General features: G+C 72.0%; 19 protein-coding genes. 8 read left to right on the top strand and 11 right to left on the bottom strand.

The window, feature by feature from the left end; all coding sequences use genetic code 11:
• Positions 1-12: 12 nt before the first annotated feature.
• From E4P40_RS15280 to E4P40_RS15265, 4 genes are all read right to left on the bottom strand, one after another.
• On the bottom strand, positions 13-894 hold the full coding sequence (locus E4P40_RS15280) for a branched-chain amino acid ABC transporter permease (RefSeq protein WP_135159391.1): 882 nt from the start codon (positions 892-894) through the stop codon (positions 13-15).
• 1 nt (position 895) lies between these two features.
• Positions 896-1,606: an ABC transporter ATP-binding protein gene (locus E4P40_RS15275; RefSeq protein WP_135159390.1), complete on the bottom strand. Its 711-nt coding sequence runs from the start codon at positions 1,604-1,606 to the stop codon at positions 896-898.
• Positions 1,593-2,348, bottom strand: a complete 756-nt coding sequence (locus tag E4P40_RS15270) for an ABC transporter ATP-binding protein (RefSeq protein ID WP_209305351.1) — start codon at positions 2,346-2,348, stop codon at positions 1,593-1,595. Before E4P40_RS15270 ends, E4P40_RS15275 begins: the two co-directional genes overlap by 14 nt.
• Before the next feature lie 147 nt (positions 2,349-2,495).
• Positions 2,496-3,797: an MFS transporter gene (locus E4P40_RS15265; protein ID WP_135159388.1), complete on the bottom strand. Its 1,302-nt coding sequence runs from the start codon at positions 3,795-3,797 to the stop codon at positions 2,496-2,498.
• Between the two features lie 316 nt (positions 3,798-4,113).
• On the opposite strand from E4P40_RS15265, the gene E4P40_RS15260 reads away from it, so the two are divergent.
• A complete protein-coding gene (locus E4P40_RS15260; RefSeq protein ID WP_135159387.1) occupies positions 4,114-5,514 on the top strand; it encodes an aminomethyltransferase family protein in 1,401 nt (466 codons plus the stop codon).
• Between the two features lie 115 nt (positions 5,515-5,629).
• Entirely contained in the window at positions 5,630-6,988 is a 1,359-nt protein-coding gene (locus E4P40_RS15255) for an aminomethyltransferase family protein (RefSeq protein WP_135159386.1), read from the top strand.
• Positions 6,989-7,027: 39 nt separating this feature from the next.
• Here the strand turns inward: E4P40_RS15255 and E4P40_RS15250 are convergent, their stop codons facing one another.
• The 7 genes from E4P40_RS15250 to E4P40_RS15220 all read right to left on the bottom strand — a co-directional run bounded on the left by E4P40_RS15250 (position 7,028) and on the right by E4P40_RS15220 (position 12,182).
• Positions 7,028-7,885 (bottom strand): class III extradiol dioxygenase family protein, encoded by an 858-nt coding sequence (locus E4P40_RS15250; protein WP_135159385.1) that lies wholly within the window; start codon positions 7,883-7,885, stop codon positions 7,028-7,030.
• Positions 7,878-8,246, bottom strand: coding sequence for a protocatechuate 4,5-dioxygenase subunit alpha (gene ligA, locus E4P40_RS15245; RefSeq protein ID WP_135159384.1), 369 nt, complete (start codon positions 8,244-8,246; stop codon positions 7,878-7,880). The genes E4P40_RS15250 and ligA overlap by 8 nt, the downstream gene beginning before the upstream one ends.
• Positions 8,247-8,296: 50 nt before the next feature.
• Complete coding sequence (locus tag E4P40_RS15240; RefSeq protein ID WP_014376357.1) at positions 8,297-8,575, bottom strand: muconolactone Delta-isomerase family protein; 279 nt, start codon at positions 8,573-8,575, stop codon at positions 8,297-8,299.
• A 1-nt stretch (position 8,576) separates the two neighbouring features.
• A complete protein-coding gene (locus tag E4P40_RS15235; RefSeq protein ID WP_135159383.1) occupies positions 8,577-9,314 on the bottom strand; it encodes an alpha/beta fold hydrolase in 738 nt (245 codons plus the stop codon).
• Positions 9,315-9,481: 167 nt separating this feature from the next.
• The gene (locus E4P40_RS15230) at positions 9,482-9,781 is read right to left on the bottom strand and encodes a 2Fe-2S iron-sulfur cluster binding domain-containing protein (RefSeq protein ID WP_209305350.1); all 300 of its coding nucleotides are present in this window, start codon (positions 9,779-9,781) and stop codon (positions 9,482-9,484) included.
• A 161-nt stretch (positions 9,782-9,942) separates the two neighbouring features.
• Positions 9,943-10,605: a response regulator transcription factor gene (locus tag E4P40_RS15225; RefSeq protein WP_135159382.1), complete on the bottom strand. Its 663-nt coding sequence runs from the start codon at positions 10,603-10,605 to the stop codon at positions 9,943-9,945.
• On the bottom strand, positions 10,602-12,182 hold the full coding sequence (locus E4P40_RS15220) for a GAF domain-containing sensor histidine kinase (protein ID WP_135159381.1): 1,581 nt from the start codon (positions 12,180-12,182) through the stop codon (positions 10,602-10,604). Before E4P40_RS15220 ends, E4P40_RS15225 begins: the two co-directional genes overlap by 4 nt.
• 345 nt (positions 12,183-12,527) lie before the next feature.
• On the opposite strand from E4P40_RS15220, the gene E4P40_RS15215 reads away from it, so the two are divergent.
• From E4P40_RS15215 to E4P40_RS15190, 6 genes are read left to right on the top strand one after another with little or no spacing between them, the layout of a single operon-like run.
• Complete coding sequence (locus tag E4P40_RS15215) at positions 12,528-13,427, top strand: methylenetetrahydrofolate reductase (protein ID WP_209305349.1); 900 nt, start codon at positions 12,528-12,530, stop codon at positions 13,425-13,427.
• Between the two features lie 27 nt (positions 13,428-13,454).
• Complete coding sequence (gene folD, locus E4P40_RS15210) at positions 13,455-14,315, top strand: bifunctional methylenetetrahydrofolate dehydrogenase/methenyltetrahydrofolate cyclohydrolase FolD (protein ID WP_135159380.1); 861 nt, start codon at positions 13,455-13,457, stop codon at positions 14,313-14,315.
• Positions 14,315-16,129 carry an aminodeoxychorismate synthase component I gene (pabB, locus tag E4P40_RS15205; protein WP_135159379.1) on the top strand — a complete coding sequence of 605 codons (1,815 nt, stop codon included), beginning with the start codon at positions 14,315-14,317 and terminating at the stop codon, positions 16,127-16,129. The genes folD and pabB overlap by 1 nt, the downstream gene beginning before the upstream one ends.
• Positions 16,126-16,755 carry a cyclodeaminase/cyclohydrolase family protein gene (locus E4P40_RS15200; protein ID WP_245160365.1) on the top strand — a complete coding sequence of 210 codons (630 nt, stop codon included), beginning with the start codon at positions 16,126-16,128 and terminating at the stop codon, positions 16,753-16,755. Before pabB ends, E4P40_RS15200 begins: the two co-directional genes overlap by 4 nt.
• A complete protein-coding gene (gene folP / locus E4P40_RS15195; protein ID WP_245160364.1) occupies positions 16,752-17,684 on the top strand; it encodes a dihydropteroate synthase in 933 nt (310 codons plus the stop codon). The genes E4P40_RS15200 and folP overlap by 4 nt, the downstream gene beginning before the upstream one ends.
• Positions 17,681-19,180: an aldehyde dehydrogenase family protein gene (locus E4P40_RS15190; protein WP_135159378.1), complete on the top strand. Its 1,500-nt coding sequence runs from the start codon at positions 17,681-17,683 to the stop codon at positions 19,178-19,180. The genes folP and E4P40_RS15190 overlap by 4 nt, the downstream gene beginning before the upstream one ends.
• The last annotated feature ends 18 nt before the right edge of the window (positions 19,181-19,198 follow it).

Below are 19,198 nucleotides of genomic sequence, written 5' to 3'. Positions count from 1 at the left end.
AGGCGGAGGCCATCACACACGCACCACGGTTTTCCGGCCGAACAGGCCCTGAGGTCGGACGATGAGCACGACGAAGAGAAGGATGAACGGCACGGCGATCTTCAGGTCGTGACCGATGAACGGGACGTACACCGCGGCCAGGTTCTCCAGGACGCCGATGATCCAGGCGGCGACGACGACACCGATCGGGCTCGTGAGACCGCCGAGGATGACGGCGGCCAGCGCGTACACGAGGGCGTTGTCCAGCATCCCCGGCGTCAGCGTGAGCTGCGGCGCGACGAGCGCCCCGGCCACGGCGCCGAGCACCGCGGCCAGACCCCAGCCGACCATGAGGAGACGGCCGACCGGAAGTCCGGAGAACGCCGCGGACTGCGGATTGATCGCGACGGCCCGCAGCGCCAGGCCGAGCTTCGTACGGACGAAGAGCGCCTGCAGCAGGATCATCGCCACGACGATGACGACCGTCGTCCCGATCGAGCGGATGCTGATCGAGACCCCCAGGAACGACACCGTGTCGAGGGGGAACAGGGACGGGAACTGCTGGTTGTTGTACGTCCAGAGCCAGCCGGCGATGCCCGTGATCAGGGTCAGCAGGCCGATCGTGATGACGACGGCGGTGTCGGGGTCACCGCGCTCGAACCGCCGCATCAACCACCGCTCGACGACGGCGCCGACCACGAACGAGAAGACGATCGACAGCAGGATCGCCAGGATGAGCGGCACGCCCTGGTTCGTCGCCCACCACGCGACGTACGCGGCGAGCACGGCCATGCCGCCCTGGGCGAAGTTGATCAGACCGGTCGCCTGGTTGACCAGCACGATCGCGAGGGCGATGGCGCCGTAGACGGAGCCGGTCGACAGGCCGTCGACGACCAGTTGGACGAATTCCCCCATGTCAACCTCCCAGGTAGGCGCGACGGATCTCGTCCATGCCCTTGAGTTCGGCGGACGAGCCGGTGAGAGCGTTCCGGCCGGTCTCCAGGACCGTGGCGCTGTCGACGAGAGTGAAGGCGAGGTTGGCGTTCTGCTCGACCACGACCATGGCGATGCCGGACTCCACCCGCAGCCGCCGGATCGCGTCGTAGACGTTCTTCGCGGTGCTCGGCGCGAGACCGAGCGAAGCCTCGTCGAGCAGCAGCAGTCGCGGCTTGGACATGATCGCCCGGCCCACCGCGAGCATCTGCTGCTCGCCGCCGGACAGGGCCGACGCGTTCGACCTGATGCGTTCCTTCAGGTTCGGGAACAGGTCGAGGCAGTAGTCGATGTCGGTCTGGACGCCCTTGGCGTCCTTGCGCAGGTACGCCCCGACCAGCAGGTTCTCCCGGACGGTGAGGTCTCCGAGCGTCCCGCGACCCTCCGGTACGTGCGCGATGCCCAGCGCGGCGACCTGGTCGGGCCGCATGCCGCGGATGTCCTTGCCGTCGAAGACGATGCGGCCGGCCGTGCGGACGGTCCCGCTGATCGCGCGGAGGGTCGTGGTCTTGCCGGCGCCGTTCGCACCGAGGATGCCGACCGCCCCGTTGTCCGGAACGCTCAACGACACGCCGTCCAGCACCTGCACGGGACCGTAGGACGCGGTCACGTCCTCGAGCTCAAGCAGCGTCATCAGCGGCGTCCTTCCCGATGTACGCCTCGATGACGCGGGGGTCGGACTGCGCTTCGGCTGCCGTCCCCTCCATGAGCTTGGCCCCGTGGTCGAGCACCACGACGCGGTCGGTGAGGGCGGCGATGAGGCCCATGTGGTGCTCGACGATGACGACGGTGATGTCGTCGTCGGCGTGCAGGCGCCGGACCGTTGCGATCAGCTTCTCCACTTCTCCGTGAGGAAGGCCTGCGGCGGGCTCGTCGAGGAGCAGCAGCTTCGGCTTCATGAGCAGCGCTCGGCAGAGCTCGACGCCCTTGTGCAGGCCGTGGGACAGCTCGTCGGCAGGCAGGTGCGCGGCCCATCCCAGGCCGTTGCGCTCCAGCAGGTCGAGCGCCTCGACGCGCAGCTCCTTCTCCGAGCGCCGGGTGCGGGGCATCCGCACCGACCACTCCAGCGGTCCCCCGGGGAGCCGGGCGTGCGCACCCAGCAGCACGTTCTCGAGCACTGTCTCGTGCAGCTGCAGCGCGGGGTGCTGGAACGTCCGGGCCAGGCCGTGACGGGCCAGCGTCGCCGGATGCGCGCCCTGCACCTCGGTGCTGTCGATCCGGACGGTGCCCGCAGTCGGCTTGTAGTGCCCGCTGATGCAGTTGAACAGCGACGTCTTGCCGGCGCCGTTGGGCCCGACGAGGCCGAAGATCTGGCCCGGCTCGACGACGAAGCTCACCTCCTGCAGCACCTTGATGCCGCCGAACTGCAGATTCACGTCCTGCAAGGTCAGCTCAGCCGCCATTGACTGTCTCTCCCGCCGTTGCCGCGTCGCTACCGGTGTGCGGGCTCCAGCCCGCGGGGGAACCTACGGACCCCCGGTGAGATTGACAACGATTTTGGTGTGAAAGTTGCGCAGCCGTCATCATCGCCGCCACGGGACCCTCGCGCGAGTATCGGTCCGTCGGCCCGGCGACGCGGCGCTTTCGGGCTTCGCACCGCTCCCCTCAGCGATTCGCTCGCCACGTGGCATCACCACGGCGCCGACCGCGACGAACCCGGCAAGGCACACGAGGACGGCCGACTGGGGCGCCCCGGTCCCGACAGCCGTGCCCACCCCGACCACCAACGGCGGACCGAGCAACTGCCCCACACCCGACCCCTGGGTCTGCAGCCCGATGGCCGCGCCGGCCGAGTCGGTACCCGCCGACACCGCAGCCAGGGCGGCGAAGAGGGCGGAGGGGACCAGTCCGGCGACGAACGAGAAGGCGATCGCCGACCCGATCCGCACGACGGGAGGGAGCGCCGGGTCCAGCACGCCCCAGACGGTTCCGGCCATGCCGGCGCACCCCGCGGGGATCACCCACCGCAGTGGCGCTCCCCGGTGCAGGAGGTAGGCACCGAGCACGTTGCCGGGAGCGTTCACGAGGAAGACGACGGCACCCACGAGTCCCGCGGCGGCGACCGACAGCCCTTCCCCTTCGACCAGAGCAGCCGGCAACAGGCCGACCACCGCCAGGTACTGCGCGGAGTAGAGCCCGAAGACTGCGGTGATGAGGAGGACGGACGGCGAGCGGAAGGCCCCCAGCAGCCCCTCGACGGACGCCCTCCCGCGCACCGCGGCGGACGGCACCCATCGCAGGACCACGAGGAGGACGCCCGCCGCCAGGCAGGCATCGACGAGCGACGCTCCCCGCCAGCCCACCAGCCCGATCGCGGGAGGCACGAGCAGCGCCGCCAGCCCCGCCCCGACCGGCATGTACGCGCCCCACGTGCCGGCCACGAGCCGCCGGTGGGCCGGCGCGGACACCGCGGAGAGCAGGGGCGGCGCCGCGAGGATCACCATCACGAGCCCGAGCCCTTCCGCCACCCGTGCGATCAGCAGCCCCGCCACGGAGTCGACTCCCGCACCGCCGAGGTCGGCGACGACGATCGCGAGCAGGCCGAGCCGGATCTGACGGCCGAACCCCAGGGTCTGGCCCAGCCACCCGAGCAGGACACCGCCGGCCGCGCCCAGGGCGCTGACCGACGAGAGGTACCAGGCGGCCGTGGTCGGGCTGAGCCCGAAGTCCTCCTGGAGGACCGGCAGTGCGGCCGCGGCCCCGCCGATCTGCGCGGCGGCGACCACCCCGGCGCCCATGAGGCCCGCCACAGCAGCCCACGACGTCCGGCGTTCATCGAGCGCGGCCGAGAGCTGGGCCGGCGGGCCGACCGGCCGACGCACCATCGCCTGCCCCCTCGGTGGTCCGGATGGAGCCACTCTCGCCGATCCGGAGGCCGTCGTCGCGCCGGAACCGCGACCCTGCCGACGATTACGTCAAATGACCCGGTCGTCCCGTCATCCGACGCACGCCGCGCGGCCGTAACGGTCGGCGGAGGGTGACGGATGCCTGTGTGCTGGACCACACCCACCGCTCTAGGCTGCAGGGGACTCCGACGATCGCCCACTCGCGCGCCGGCGGGACGGCGGACCGCCTTCGCGCACCGACCACGGACCGGCCCCGCCGGCCCGCAGAAGTGACAACCGACGAGAACGGACGGACATGACAGCGAAGAACCTCCAGGAGCTCCTCGACCAGACCGGCGACACGGTCGGCCTGCTGCGCAACTCCCAGCTGGGTACCTACATCTACCCGGTCGTCCCCTCGGAGTTCACGAACTGGCGGCGCGAGCAGAAGGCATGGCAGCAGACCGCCGTGCTCTTCGACCAGACGCACCACATGTTCAACCTCTTCATCAAGGGCCCGGACGCCCTCAAGCTGATCTCCGACACCGGCATCAACAGCGTGGCCAACTTCCCGGTCGACATGGCCAAGCAGTTCGTCCCGGTCACCCCGGCCGGCCACGTGATCGGTGACGGCATCCTCTTCCACCTCGACGAGGACGAGTACGTCTACGTGGGTCGCGCGCCCGGCGCGAACTGGCTCCAGTTCCAAGGGGAGACCGGCGACTACGACGTCGAGATCCGCAACGACCCGCGGTCGCCCTCTCGGCCCTACGGCAAGCAGGTCACCCGCGACCTGTGGCGGTTCCAGATCCAGGGCCCCAACGCCTGGCCGATCATCGAGAAGCTCAACGGCGGCACGGTGGAGCAGCTGAAGTTCTTCCGGATGGGCCAGATGACGATCGCCGGCGAGACCGTGCGCACCCTGCGCCACGGCATGGCCGGCGCCCCCGGTCTGGAGATCTGGGGCCCCTACGAGAGCTACGACCGGATCCGCGAGGCCATCCTCGAGGCGGGCCGGGAGTTCGGCATGGAGCCGGTGGGCTCGCGGGCCTACTCCACCAACACGCTCGAGTCGGGCTGGATCCCCTCCCCGCTGCCGGCCATCTACACCGGCGAGGAACTGCGTCCGTACCGCGAGTGGCTCGGCGCCGACAGCTACGAGGCGACCAACGCCATCGCCGGCAGCTTCGTCTCCGACACCATCGAGGACTACTACACCAACCCGTGGGAGCTCGGGTACGGCTCGTTCGTGAAGTTCGACCACGACTTCATCGGCCGGGACGCCCTCGAGGCGCTGGACAAGGACGCCCAGCGCCGCAAGGTCACCCTGGAGTGGAACTCCGACGACCTCGCCGAGCTCCTCGGCGCTCCGGTGAAGGACGCCCGGTACCAGTTCTTCGACCTCCCCAACGCCAACTACGGGTCGTCGAACTTCGACAAGGTGATCGACGCCGACGGCACGATCGTCGGCCTGTCGATGTTCACCGGCATCTCGGCCAACGAGAAGAAGGGGCTGTCCCTGGCCACGGTCAACCCCGACGTCCCCCATGGCGCCGAGATCCGAGTGGTCTGGGGCGAGCCCGACGGCGGCAGCGAGAAGACCACCGTCGAGCCGCACGAGCAGTTCGAGGTCCGTGCCACCGTCAGCCCTGTCCCCTACGCCAAGATGGCACGGGAGACCTACCACGCCGGCTGGCGGAGCGCCGCCACCTCCTGAGGCCGACGGTCGCGGTGGCCCGGGCAGGCGTTCCCTGCCCGGGCCACCGCGACTCCTGCGCTCACGTCCGATGCGGCGGGCCGCCCCGGCCTCCCGACGAAAGGTCGTCCCCGTCATGGCACCCGATTCGCTCGCGGCCGCGCTCGCACGGGCCGGCAGCCCGGTCGAGCTGCTGAGGAACCTGGCCTTCCCGCCGAGCACCTTCCCGGTCCGGCCGGAATTCACCAACTGGCGCTCCGAGCAGCGTTCCTGGCTCGAGACGTGCGCCCTGCTCGACCAGTCGCACCACATGACCGACCTCTTCATCCAGGGCCCGGACGCCCTGCGGCTGCTGAGCGACACCGGCGTCAACACCTTCGCGAACTTCGCGGTGGGCAAGGCCAAGCAGTTCGTCGCCGTGAACCCGGACGGCCACCTGATCGGCGACGCCATCCTCTTCCACCTGGAGGAGGAGCTGTTCGACCTGGTCGGGCACCCGATGGCCATCGACTGGGTCACGTTCAACCTCGAGCGCGGGAACTACGACGCCACCGTGGAACGTGACGACAACTCCATCGTGCGCACGGCCGGTCCGCCGAGGTTCTACCGCTACGAGCTGCAGGGACCGACCGCTCCCGCGCTGATGGAGGACGTGCTCGGGACGGCGGTGCCGGAGGTCAAGTTCTTCAACATGACCGAGTTCACCATCGCCGGTCGTCGCGTCCGCGGCCTGCGGCACGGCATGGCCGGCCAGCCGGGCTTCGAGCTCTTCGGTCCCTGGAAGGACGCCGACGCCGTCCTCGAGGCCCTGCTCCGGGCGGGCGAGAACCACGGACTCGTCCGGGTCGGGTCGAAGGCGTACTCGACCGCGAACCTCGGCTCGGGATGGGTGCCGGCCCCGATGCCCGCCCTGTTCTCCAACCACCCGCTCATGCAGGAGTACCGGGAGTGGCTCCCCGTCACGAAGGTGGGGTCCATCGGCGGCAGCCTCGACTCCGCGGACATCTCCGACTACTACCTGACCCCCTACGACATCGGCTACGGCAAGACCGTCAGGTTCGACCACGAGTTCATCGGCCGTGAGGCGCTCGAGCGCCTGTCGCAGACGACGCCACGGCGCACGAAGGTCACGCTGGTCTGGAACGCCGACGACGTCACCGCGGCGATCGGCTCGCTGTACCGTCCAGGGCCGGGCGCCAAGTACATCGACCTGCCGAAGGCCCGCTACGCCACGCACCACGAGGACAAGGTGCTCAAGGACGGGCAGCCGGTCGGGATCTCGATGGACTGCGGCTACCTCGCCAACGAGCGCGAGATGGTGTCGCTGGCGACGATCGACGCCGAGCTCAGCGAGCCGGGTACCGAGGTGGTCGTCGTCTGGGGCGAGGACCCGGTCTCGGCCAAGCCCGCGGTCGAGGAACACCGCCAGGTGGAGATCCGGGCCACGGTGGCACCGTGCCCCTACGACGCCCGGGACACCTACCGCTCGCGCTGACGGGAACTCCCCGGCCACCGTCCGGACGGCGGACACGGCTCAGGCGGGCTGCGGAACCCGGTTGTCGAACAGCGCGATGCCGGCCGCGGTGTTGGACGCGGGCACGAAGTAGTCCGAGTGGACCTTCGTGATCCGGTCGTTCATCGCTCCCCGCATGATCAGCCACATGATCAGCTCGATCCCCTCGGAGCCCGCCTGGCGGATCAGCTCCTCGCGGGACAGCGCGGCCAGCTTGGCGGGGTCCTTCTCGATGGCCTCCATCCACATGGCGTCGAAGTCCGGGTTGATGAAGCCCGCCCGGGCCCCGGCCAGCTGGTGGGACATGCCACCGGTGCCGAGGACGCCGACCGTGATGTCCTTCGGGTAGCTCCGGATGGCCCGTCCGAGGGCCTGGCCCAGCGCATAGCACCGGGCCGCGGTGGGCTGCGGGTACTGGATGACGTTCACGAGCAGCGGGATGACCGGGCACGGCCACGCGTCGCCGGGGTCGGGGGTCCAGACCGACAGGGGCACGGTGAACCCGTGGTCGACGTGCAACTCCTGGAAGACGGTCAGGTCGAACGACTCGTCCACGAGGCTCTCCACGAGGTGCAGGGAGAGCTCCGGGTCGCCGATCACGTCGGGTACCGGACGGCGGCCGAAGCCCTCGTCGGCGACCTCGTACCGCTCGGCGGTGCCCAGCCCGAAGGTCGGGACGAAGTCGAGGTCGATGCCGTTGGCGTGGTCGTTGTAGACGACGATCGCGACGTCGGGCCGGTGTTCGGCCAGCCACGCCCGCGCCGGGGCGTAGCCGTCGAAGAGCGCCTTCCAGTTCGGGTCGTCGGTCTTGCCGCGGTCCATCGCCGCGCCGATCGACGGCACGTGCGAGGTCGCCAGACCCCAGATCACCTCAGCCATCCCGGCGCCCTCCCGCCCGCATCGCCGCGAGGAAGTCGTCCTCGCCCATGCCCGTGAACACGCCGCCGAGGTACTGCATCGACCGCCCGTCCATCATCGCCAGCTTGTACACGTAGAAGATGCTGCCGCCCAGGTCGATCATCGCCTGCCAGTCGCGCTCCAGCACCGCCTTCTCCTGCTCGGCCGTCAGCCCGAACTCGCGGCAGTAGGCGGCCTCGTCGGCGAGGAAGCGCTCGCGGCTCCCGGCGTCGCGCAGGCTCATGAACAGCTTGTTCATGCGGAAGCCCCGGCGGCTGGTGTCACCGTCGAAGATGGGGGTGCCCGGCAGGTCCAGGCGGCCGGGCCCGGTGCCACTGGTCATGGCTGTCGTGTGTCCTCTCTCCAGTGCTGCTGCTCCCCCGCGCGGGCGTGTCACGTCCGCTCCTGGGGGTGGGTGGCGAGGGCCTCCACGTGGACGTCGAGCCAGGGGGCCATCGGGAGCGACATCAGGGCGTCGTGCAACGCCGCCGGATCCTCGGCCTCGTAGAGGCCGATGGTGGCATTGCGGCCGGGTACCCGCCACAGCCGCTTCAGGACCCCGGCGGCGCGCAGCTCCATCGCCCTTGCCCGCTCGCCGGCGCGCAACTCCTCCCGCCGCTCGGCGGGGGTGTCCGCGGGCAGCCGGTTCTCCGACCGGACGAGGAACTCCATCTCAGCTCTCCTTCTCGTCCGACGCGGCCGGCAGCCGGCCGGCGATGCCGGCCAGCACGGCGGCGAGCTCCTCCGGTGCCGTGACCATCGCCTCGTGACCCGTCTCCAGCTCGTGCACCGGCCAGCCGCGCGCACGGGCACGATCGGCCTGGCCGGCGAAGACCCGCATCCAGCTGACGCACTCGACGAAGGCAGCGGGCACGTCGTCGACCGCACCGGTCAGCCGCAGGGGGTCGGTGTAGGTCTTCCAGGGGTGCGGGGTGAGCTTCGGGCTCAGCCAGTCGAGGTCGGCCTGCTCGGTGACGCCGAGGACGGAGAGCTTGCGCACCGGTACCAGCCAGCCGAACCCCTGCTCGGCCGCGGACTCCGCCCAGTGGTGCTCCACCGTCTCGGGCAGGAGATCCCGGGCGGCCTCCCCGTCGGAGCCCACGAACGCGTCGAGGTAGACGCGGTGGGCGACGAGCCGGGGACGGCGGTCGGCGACGGCGGTCACGATCTGCCCCGCGTAGCTGTGCCCGACGAGGACGACGTCGCCGAGGCCGAGGACGTCGAGCACGCGGACCACGTCCTCGACGTGCGTCTCGAGTCCGACGAGGGGCGAGAGCAGGTGCGCCCGCTCCGACAGTCCCGTCAAGGTGGGCGCGTGGACCTCGTGTCCCGCCGCGCGCAGCGTGGTGGCGACGCGGTCCCAGCACCAGCCTCCGTGCCAGGCCCCGTGCACGAGGACGAACGTGGCCATGCTCTCGCCTCCTCGGACTCGGGTCGGGCACACGTGTGCCCAGCCACCGCTCACGGTAGGCATGGCGACGACGGACCGGATCGGCCCGATGTCACGAGAGGGCCACCGTTGCGGCAGGAACCGCCTACGTCATCCGTCCCGCGCACTCCCCCGGCGGGTGGACCCGATCAGAGGTCGAGCACCAGCCAGGGCGGCGTCGCCCGGGAGACGCAGAGCATCATCGTCTCCCCGTAGGCGCGCTCCTCTCCCGTCAGGACGCCGTCCCGGTGATCGGGCCGGCCCTCGAGGACCCTCGTCTCGCACGCACCGCAGCGCCCGTCGGCGCACGCCGCGGGCACCGGGAGGCCCGCCCGACGCACCGCCTCCAGGATGGAGGTGTCCGGTGGCACGGCGATCGCCATGTCGGCAACGGCGCACACCACCTCGAGCCGGGCGGCGTCCCCGGCGTGCTCCGGAGCGGCAGTCACGGGGCCTCCCTCCGTCCGGCGGGCGGCCGCGGGACGGGGACGCCGGATGCCCGACCGCCGTCGACGCTACGAGGAACGGCGCCCCGGCGGATCGCGCGGTTGACCGAGGCCGGGAGTCGTCCCTGTCGCGCGGACGATGCGACAAATGACGCCGCCCGCCGTCACCGCGGCCGGACGAGGCCTTCCTTGACCGCCAGGAGAGCCGCCTGCGTCCGCGAGGTGAGCCCCATCTTGGTGAGCAGGTGGCTGACGTGCGTGCGGGCTGTCCGCTCGCTGATCACCAGGTGCCTGGCGATGTCCTTGTTGGACCGGCCCTCCGCGACGAGGATCAGCACCTCCTTCTCGCGTGCGGTGAGCACGCCGAGCCCCGTGCGCGGGGCACGGATCTCCTGGGTGAGCCGGCGGGTCACCGCCGCATCGAGGAAGACCTCGTCGCGGACGGCGGCCCGCAGCGCGGCGTCGACCTCGGCCGGCCCGGCGTCCTTGAGCAGGTATCCGGAGGCCCCGCGCTCCAGCGCCGCGTGCACCCGCTCCGTCTCCCCGAAGCTGGTGAGGATGACCACCTTCAGCTGGGGGAACCGGCGCAGCACCTCCTCGGTCGCGGTGACCCCGTCCATCCCGGGCATCTGCAGGTCCATCAGGACGACGTCGGGCAGCTCGCCGGTGGCAGCGGCCCGGGACAGCTGGTTCAGCGCCTCCTGCCCGTCGCCGGCCTCGGCGGACACCTCGACGTCCTCGAGCGCCTCCAGGTACGCGACCACACCACGGCGCACGACGGCGTGGTCGTCCACGACCAGCACCCGGATGAGCTCCGACGCGGTCACGGCGCCACCTTCAGACCTGCGGTCGTCGCGGGCAGGGAGGCCGGCAGCGGCAGGGTCAGCCGCACACTCGTCCCCCCGCCGGCCGGCTGCCGCACCCGGACCGCGCCGCCCCACCTGGCGGCACGTTCGCGCATCACGGTCATCCCGTAGCCGCTCGACGCCGAGCCACCGGAGGCGCTCGCGGCGCCCACCCCGCGGCCGTCGTCGGTGACCTCGGCGACGAGCCGCCGTCGCCGGCCGTGGAAGGCCACCGCGACCCGGACGGCGATGCTCGCCGCGTCGGAGTGCTTGACGCTGTTGTGCAGGGCCTCGGCGACGATGCGGTAGGCGTCCTCCAGCAGGTCGGCATCGAGCCCGGGCAGCTCGGCGGCGGGGTCGTCGATCTCGAGCGACACGTCCACGCCGGTGCGCGCGGACGTGGTGTCCACCAGCGACCGCAGCGCCGCGGCGAGCCCGCCCGCCGTGCTCGCCGCCGGGCGCAGCTCCACGACCATGCCCCGCAGGTCCGCGAGGACCGCCTCGGCGCTGCTGCTCAGGTCGTCGGCCACCTGGGCCACCTTCTCCGGCGCCGGAGGCAGCCCGCGCTCGACGAGCACACCGAGCGACCGGGCCTGCATCATCATCGAGAAGACCTGCTGCACGACCGAGTCGTGCAGGTCGCGGGCCAGCTTCTGGCGCTCCTCGCGCCGGGCGACGTCCCGTTCCCGTTCCAGGAGCGCAGCATGGTCCACCGCCATCGCCGCCTGCTCGGCCATGGCGAGCAGGAACTCCAGCTCGGTCTCCCCCACCACCTGACCGGGAGCGAAGAACGCGTTCAGGATGCCGACGGGCTCCCCGCGCGCGAGGAGGGGCACGCTGACGAACCAGTCCCACCGGGGATGGCGCATGTTCTCGTGGAGCGGAGCCCAGGCCGGATCCCGCATGATCGCGTCGTACCGGTTCGGCGCGACCAGTGGCTCCCGGCTCTCGAGGGCCTCCAGCATCATGAGTCGGGCACCCAGCGCACGGCACTCCATGAGCTTGTCGAAGAAGTGCACCTCGCGACCGAAGCCGGCCGAACCCATCACGTGCAGGCGGTCCCCCGCCGAGTTCACCGTGAGGATCTGGACCCCGGCGAGGGCGTCCGTGCGCGCCACCTCCTGGGCCAGGGCTTCGAGGGTGCCGAGCAGCGATCGCTTCGACGCGACGCTGGAGGCGACCTTGGCGATCGCGGCCAGTCGCCGCTCGTGCAGGCGGCCGAGGGTCACGTCGCGGAAGGAGACGATCCACTTCGCCTGACCTTCGACCGGCGCGAGGACGTAGGCGAACTCCCGCCGCTGGCCGGGGACCGGCTCCCAGGCCACGGTCAGCTCGCCCGAACGCGGGGCCGTCGCTGCGTCGTCCGGCGCGGGGAACGGGGAGGGCGCCCCCGCGACCGCCTGCGGATCGAGGCCGCACAGCAGGACGGCGGCGGGGTTGGCCTCGACGAAGCGCGCCTCGGCGTCGACCACCGCGAGTCCGTCGGGGGCGTGCCACACCATCTCGTCCGAGGTCACCGGAGCCGTCCGCGTGCCGCCGGCGACCCGTGCTCGCTCCACCCGACCGTCCTTCCCACGCAGCGCCGACCAGGTGAACCCTGGCCCGGGTCTCCCCTGGGCCATGCTGGCACGGCCGGGACGCCCCAGGTGCGGCTGGCCCGGCGGGTACACCGGAGCGGGGCGGGCACCCGGATCCCCACGTCCCGCCCACCGCGACGATTGACGTACTCGCGACGACCGATCCGGCGCAGCAGGTGCCGCCATAGCACCGTCCCGGCCGGGGGTGGCGCACGTCACGATGTTGGGTATGGGATCAGTGACCCGGAGCATGCCCGTCCGGGGTGCCGTCGCCGACGACGTCCGCGGGAGACCCCCGCGCCCGACCCCCGCAGAGGGAGACATCACGTGAAGCGCGCGCTGACCATCCGGGACCGAGCCATCCGCGACCGGGGCCTGAACGTGCGGGACGGGGCCACCCGGAACTCGCTGCGGCGGGCCTTCGACGACCTCGGCTACGAGGTCATCCCGTTCAAGAAGACCGAGCAGGCGGTTCTCGACAACGTGCCGAAGGACGTGCGCCTCACGGTGACCGCGTCGCCGGCCAAGGGCCAGGACGTCACGATCGACCTCTCCGTCAGCCTCGTGGGCCACGGCTACACGGTGGCCCCGCACCTGTCGGCACAGCAGGTGCGCGACCGCGCGCACCTGGCCGACGTCGTGGCCCGCTGCCGCGAGGCCGGCATCACCGACGTCTTCGTGGTCGGCGGCGACCCGACCGACGAGCCCACGGAGTTCCGGCATGCGCACGACCTGCTCGTGGCGCTGCACGAGCTGGACCACGGCTTCACCGACATCGGCATCGGTGGCCATCCGGAGGGTCATCCGACCGCGTCGACGGAGACGCTCTTCCAGGCGCTCAAGGACAAGGCCCCCCTGGCCACCCACATCAAGACCCAGATCGTCTTCGACCCGGCGGTCATCCTGAAGTGGGCGCGGGAGCTGAAGAACCGTGGGATCGACCTCCCGGTGCACGTGGGCGTCCCCGGGGCGGTGCACCGGCAGAAGCTCATGCGGGTCTCCGGCGGACTCGGCATCGGCGAGTCGGCGAAGTTCCTGAAGAAGCAGCAGAGCATGTTCTGGCGGTTCTTCATCCCCGGCGGCTACAGCCCCAACAAGATCATCAAGGGCTTGGCGCCGCACATGGGCAAGCCGGACAACAACCTCGAGGGCTTCCACGTCTTCACGTTCAACGACCTGGGTCCGACCGAGGCGTGGCGACAGCGGATGCTGGCCGACCTTGCCTGAGACCGACCACCTTTCGGAGGAGCGCGAGTGACCGCACGGCTGATCGACGGGACGGCCGTCGCACGGCGGGTCCGCGAGGACGTCGCGCGCGGTGTGGAGAAGCTCCTCGCCGCCGGTGGCATCGCCCCGGGGCTCGCGACGGTGCTCGTCGGCGACGACCCCGCGTCGGAGGTCTACGTCCGCAACAAGCGGCGCCTGTCGGTCGAGGCCGGCATGCAGGACCTGCACCGCCACCTGCCCGGAGACGTGGACCAGGAGACGGCCGCCGCGCTCGTCGACGAACTGGCCGCCGATCCTGCGGTGTCGGGCATCCTGCTGCAGCTGCCCACGCCGAAGCACCTGGACTCCGACGCGCTCATCAAGCAGATCCCGGCCGAGAAGGACGTCGACGGGCTGACCACGGCCAACGCCGGCCTGCTCGCCCAGGGCCGGCCCGGGCTCCGGCCGTGCACGCCGGGCGGCGTCATGCAGCTGCTGGCGGAGTACGACGTCCCGCTGTCGGGCGCGGAGGCGGTGGTGGTCGGCCGGTCGGTCCTCGTCGGCAAGCCGATGGCCCAGCTGCTGCTGGCGGAGAACGCGACGGTGACCATCTGCCACTCGCGCACGCGCGACCTCGCCGAGGTGTGCCGGCGTGCCGACGTGCTGGTCGTCGCCGCCGGGATCCCGGGCATCGTCGGGGCGGACGCGGTCAAGCCGGGGGCGACCGTCATCGACGTCGGCATCCACCGCGGCGAGAACGGCCTGCGCGGGGACGTCGAGTTCGACGAGGTCGCGGAGGTGGCCGGGGCGATCACCCCGGTGCCGGGCGGTGTCGGTCCCATGACGATCGCGATGCTGCTGGCCAACACCCTCACCGCGGCGCGGGTCCAGCAGGGCATCGGGGACTGATGGGCCGTCCGTGGGCTCGGTTCGACGACCTCCGCTCCGGGACGGCGCTGCGCTGCCCGCCGCCGTCGGAGATCCTGACCGCCGTACGGCCCGACGAGGTCGCCGACGTGCTGCGGCAGGTGCACGAGGCGACGGAGGCGGGGAGCTGGGCCTTCGGCTACGTGGCCTACGAGGCGGCCTCCGGCCTGGACGAGCAGCTCCCGGGCGGCCCCTCGCCCGCCGGTGAGCCACCCCTGGTCTGGTTCGGCCTGTGCGACGAGCCCTCGGAGGTCGAGCCGCTGACCCCTCCGGTCGAGGACGGCCCGCCGGGGCCGTGGCGCACGGACTGGACCGACGGCGAGCACGCCCGCGCGGTCACGACCGTCCGCGAGCACATCGCGGCCGGCGAGACCTACCAGTGCAACCTCACCGACCGGCTGCGCTCGACCGTCGCGGGAGATGCCCACGCGCTGTACGCCCGCCTCGCGCTGGCCCAGCGCGGCGCCTACAACGCCTACCTGGACACGGGGCGGCACGTCATCGCCAGCGCCAGCCCGGAGCTGTTCTTCGAGTGGGCCGGCGACGTCGTCCGGACGCGGCCCATGAAGGGCACCGCCCCACGCGGCCGCACGACCGCCGAGGACCGTGAGCAGAGCCGGCTCCTGCGGTCCAGCAGCAAGGAGCAGGCCGAGAACCTCATGATCGTCGACCTGCTCCGCAACGACCTCGGCCGGGTGGCCGAGGTCGGCAGCGTGGTGGTGGACGAGCTCTTCGCCCTCGAGCGGTACCCGACCGTCTGGCAGATGACCTCGGAGGTGAGCGCGCGGGTGCGGCCGGGGACGAGCCTGCTCGACCTCTTCCGCGCGCTCTTTCCGTGCGGATCGGTGACCGGGGCTCCCAAGCGCCGCACCATGCAGCTGATCGCCGATCTCGAGCCGACGCCGCGCGGGATCTACTGCGGCGCCGTGGGACTCGTCGCTCCGCCGACCGGGGCCTTCCGGGCCCGGTTCAACGTCGCCATCCGGACCGCCGTCGTCGACCGCACCACCGGCGAGGCCGTGTACGGGGCGGGCGGGGGCATCACCTGGGGGTCCGAGGCACCGCGGGAGCGGGCGGAGTTGCACGCGAAGGCGGCCGTCCTGGCGCACGACGTGACCGAGCACCGGCTCCTCGAGACGCTGGCGTTCGTCCCCGGCGAGGGGCTGCGCCATCTCGAGCGGCACCTCGCCCGCATGGCCGACTCGGCCGACTGGGCCGGCTTCCGGTTCGATCCCACCGTCGTCGCCGACACCGTGTGGAGTGCTGTCACCCGGCTGACCGAGCCGGCACGGGTGCGGATCCTGCTGTCCCGGCCCGGGGACGTCGAGGTCGAGCTGGAGGCGATGCCGCCGGCGGGGACGCGGCAGGTGCGCCTCGCGGTGGACGACGAGCCGGTCGACGACACCAGCCCGTGGCTCCAGCACAAGAGCACCCGCCGCGACGTCTACCTGACCCGCGCCCTCCGGCACCCGGAGGCCGACGACGTCGTCCTCAGAAACCAGCGCGGCGAGCTGACCGAGACCACCACGGCGAATCTCGCCGTGCGGCTCGGCGGCCGGTGGTGGACACCCCCCACCTCCTCCGGCTGCCTTCCCGGGGTCGAGCGCGCCCGGCTGCTGGAGCTGGGCCGCCTGCACGAGCGCGTCCTGACCGTCGCGGACCTGCACGCGGCGGACCAGCTCGCGGTGCTCAACTCGCTGCGGGGCTGGCGGTCGGCACGTCTCGCCGGCGGGAAGCCCGACGTGGGTGGCCGGCTCGGGCTCGCCGTCGGCCATCTCCCGGTGAGCGGCTCGTGAGCGGGCGGGACGAGCTCGACTCCCAGTCGATCGGCGACTTCCTGGCGCAGCTGGCCGCCCGGATGGCCGCCCCGGGAGCGGGCGCCACGGCCGCGGTCGAGGCGGCCCTGTCGGCCTCGCTCGTCGCGATGGTCGGCCGGTTCACCAAGGCCGAGGAGCATGCGGAGCTGGTTCGCGAGATCGTGGCGGCGGCCGATGCGCAGCGCGACGCATGCCTCGGGGCCGCCGCCGACGACGAGGCGGCGTTCTCGGCCGTGGCCGAGGCGATGAAGATGCCCCGCGGCACCGCGGAGGAGAAGGAGAAGCGGCGTCGCCGCCTGTCCGAGGTCCAGCTGGACGCGACGCGGCCCCCGCTCGCCGTCCTCGCCTCCGCGGGCGAGCTGGTCGAGCTGGCGAGGCGGGTGCTGCCGATCGCCAACCGCAACCTGGTCAGCGACGTCGCCGCGGCGACCGCCGCGGCCCGTGCCGCCGCCACGACGGCCCGGCTGGCCGTGGAGGCGAACCTCGCCGGCATCGACGACGAGGCTGCGCGGGCGGGCCTGGTCTCGACCGTCGCAGTGGTCGAGGACCTCGCGCGACGCGCGGACGAGATCGAGGCCGAGGTGCGGACGATGATGCACGGGTGACCGGAGATCGCGGTGCGATCGTGCGGCCCGGCCGGTGCGTCGTCATGGGGATCCTCAACGTCACGCCCGACTCCTTCTCCGACGGGGGCCGCCACGACACCGTCGAGGCCGCGGTCGCGCACGGACTGCACCTGACGGCCGCCGGCGCCGACTACGTCGACGTGGGGGGCGAGTCGACGCGGCCCGGCGCACACCGCGTGGAGCCTGACGAAGAGCTCCGGCGGGTCCTGCCCGTGGTCGCCGCACTGACCGGGCACGGGATCGCCGTGAGCATCGACACGACACGTGCGTCGGTGGCCACGGCAGCTCTCGCGGCCGGAGCCGGGATGGTGAACGACGTGAGCGGCGGCCTGGCGGATCCCGCCATGGCCCGGGTCGTCGCCGATGCCGGCGTCCCCTGGGTGCTCACGCACCGGCGGGGGCAGAGCCGCGACATGTACGCCGACGCCACGTACGACGACGTGGTCGCGGACGTGCGGCGGGAGTTGTGCGCGCGCGTCGACGCGGCGCTGGCGGCAGGGGTGACGGCCGAGCGCATCGTGGTCGACCCGGGCCTGGGCTTCTCGAAGCAGCCGGCACACGACCTGGCCCTCCTGGCCGGCCTGGACCGCATCACCGGACTCGGCTTCCCCGTCCTCGTCGGAGCCTCCCGCAAGCGCTTCCTCGGCGCCCTGCTCGCGGCGCCCGACGGACAGCCCCGGCCACCGGCCCAGCGGGACAGCGCCACCCTCGCCACGTCCGTCCTGGCCGCACGCGCGGGCGCCTGGGGCGTGCGCGTGCACGACGTCGCCGGCAGCGCCGACGCGGTCCGCGTGGTCGCCGCCCTCGGAGGGGTCGTGCGCGGCCCGGCCGGCACTGAGACTCTGGCGCTCCCGCGCCAGCAACGGAAGACAGACAACGGACACACAGAGAGGTGGCGATCCGCATGACGGACACGTTGAACACGACGGCTCCGGTGACGACAGGGCTCTACATCGGCGGGAGGGAGCGCTCCACGGACGACGTCCTGGAGGTCCTCGACCCGGCCCGGCCGGGTGTCGTCGTCGGCCGTGCCGCGGCCGCGACGAAGGAGGACGTCGCGGACGCCGTCGCGGCCGCGAAGGCGGCCTATCCGGCCTGGTCGGCCCTCTCGGCCACCGAGCGGGCGGCCCAGATGGCCGCCGCCATCGACGGGCTCGCCGACGAACGCGACGAGGACGCCAGGATCCTCTCGCTCGAGAACGGCAAGATCGTCCACGAGGCGTGGGTGGACGCGCTGGTCTTCGAGATCCGGTGGCAGCTCGCGCTCTCGATCGCCGACGAGGTGGACCAGAGCAAGGTCCTGCCGCCGGCTCCGGGCATCCCCGTGCAGACCACGATCCAGTACCAGCCGCTCGGCGTGGTGACCGTGATCGTGCCGTTCAACTGGCCGATCGCGATCCTGGGCGCGTCCCTCCCCCACGCGCTCCTGGCCGGCAACACGGCCATCGTCAAGCCGCCGCCGTCGACGCCGCTGGCGACCACGCGCCTCGTGCAGCGCGTCGCCGAGAAGCTGCCCCCGGGCGTACTCAACATCGTGACCGGCAAGGACAGCGAGATGGCCGGCCTGATCGAGAACCCCGACATCGCGAAGGTGTGCTTCACCGGCAGCGTCAACGGCGGCAAGCGGATCATGGAGATGGCCTCGCGCAGCCTCACCCGGGTCACCCTCGAGCTGGGCGGCAACGACCCGGCGATCATCCGCGAGGACGCCGTTCTCGACGATGACCACCTCGACCGGATGTTCGGCGCCATCTTCGACACCACGGGCCAGATCTGCATGAACGCCAAGCGGCTGTACGTGCACCGGTCGCGGATGGACGAGCTCGTGGCCGGGCTGACCGCGCGGCTGGAGAGGACCGTCCTGGGGCACGGTCTGGACGAGGGCACCACCATGGGTCCCCTCCACCAGACCGCCCAGAAGGCGTTCGTCTCCGAGATCATCGAGGAGGCCAAGGACTCCGGTGCGACGGTGCTGGAGTTCGGCGAGCTGCCGGGCGGCGAGTTCGCCGATGGCAACTTCCTCCGTCCCGCCGTCGTGGTGGACCCGGACCCCTCGCTCCGGGTCGTCACCCAGGAGCAGTTCGGGCCGGTCATCCCGGTCATCCCCTTCGACGACGACGCGGACGCCGTCCGGCTGGCCAACGACACGTGGGCCGGCCTGTGCGCCTCCGTCTGGACCGCGGACACCGACTCCGCCAACCGGATCGGCGGGCAGTTGGAGTGCGGGTACGTCTGGGTCAACGACCACGGCGCCGCGCGGCTGGACCTGCGGGCCCCGTTCGGCGGCATGAAGCACTCGGGCATGGGCCGCGAGCAGGGCATCGAGGGCGTCCGCGCCTTCCAGGACACCCGCTCGATCGCGCACGCGGCGGACTCCACCGAGCAGGCGGACGCCGGGCACTGATCCAGGCCGTCGGGCCGG

The organism is Blastococcus sp. CT_GayMR20, assembly GCF_004570345.1.
This window is presented reverse-complemented; position numbering and strand designations above follow the sequence as displayed.

What these genes read in the sequence shown, in the direction of transcription:
- E4P40_RS15255 (WP_135159386.1), top strand. Translation starts at nt 5,630, where the DNA reads ATGGCACCCGATTCGCTCGCGGCCGCGCTCGCACGGGCCGGCAGCCCG.
- E4P40_RS15250 (WP_135159385.1), bottom strand. Translation starts at nt 7,885, where the DNA reads ATGGCTGAGGTGATCTGGGGTCTGGCGACCTCGCACGTGCCGTCGATC.
- ligA (WP_135159384.1), bottom strand. Translation starts at nt 8,246, where the DNA reads ATGACCAGTGGCACCGGGCCCGGCCGCCTGGACCTGCCGGGCACCCCC.
- E4P40_RS15240 (WP_014376357.1), bottom strand. Translation starts at nt 8,575, where the DNA reads ATGGAGTTCCTCGTCCGGTCGGAGAACCGGCTGCCCGCGGACACCCCC.
- E4P40_RS15235 (WP_135159383.1), bottom strand. Translation starts at nt 9,314, where the DNA reads ATGGCCACGTTCGTCCTCGTGCACGGGGCCTGGCACGGAGGCTGGTGC.
- E4P40_RS15275 (WP_135159390.1), bottom strand. Translation starts at nt 1,606, where the DNA reads ATGACGCTGCTTGAGCTCGAGGACGTGACCGCGTCCTACGGTCCCGTG.
- pabB (WP_135159379.1), top strand. Translation starts at nt 14,315, where the DNA reads ATGGGCCGTCCGTGGGCTCGGTTCGACGACCTCCGCTCCGGGACGGCG.
- E4P40_RS15190 (WP_135159378.1), top strand. Translation starts at nt 17,681, where the DNA reads ATGACGGACACGTTGAACACGACGGCTCCGGTGACGACAGGGCTCTAC.
- E4P40_RS15260 (WP_135159387.1), top strand. Translation starts at nt 4,114, where the DNA reads ATGACAGCGAAGAACCTCCAGGAGCTCCTCGACCAGACCGGCGACACG.
- E4P40_RS15265 (WP_135159388.1), bottom strand. Translation starts at nt 3,797, where the DNA reads ATGGTGCGTCGGCCGGTCGGCCCGCCGGCCCAGCTCTCGGCCGCGCTC.
- E4P40_RS15280 (WP_135159391.1), bottom strand. Translation starts at nt 894, where the DNA reads ATGGGGGAATTCGTCCAACTGGTCGTCGACGGCCTGTCGACCGGCTCC.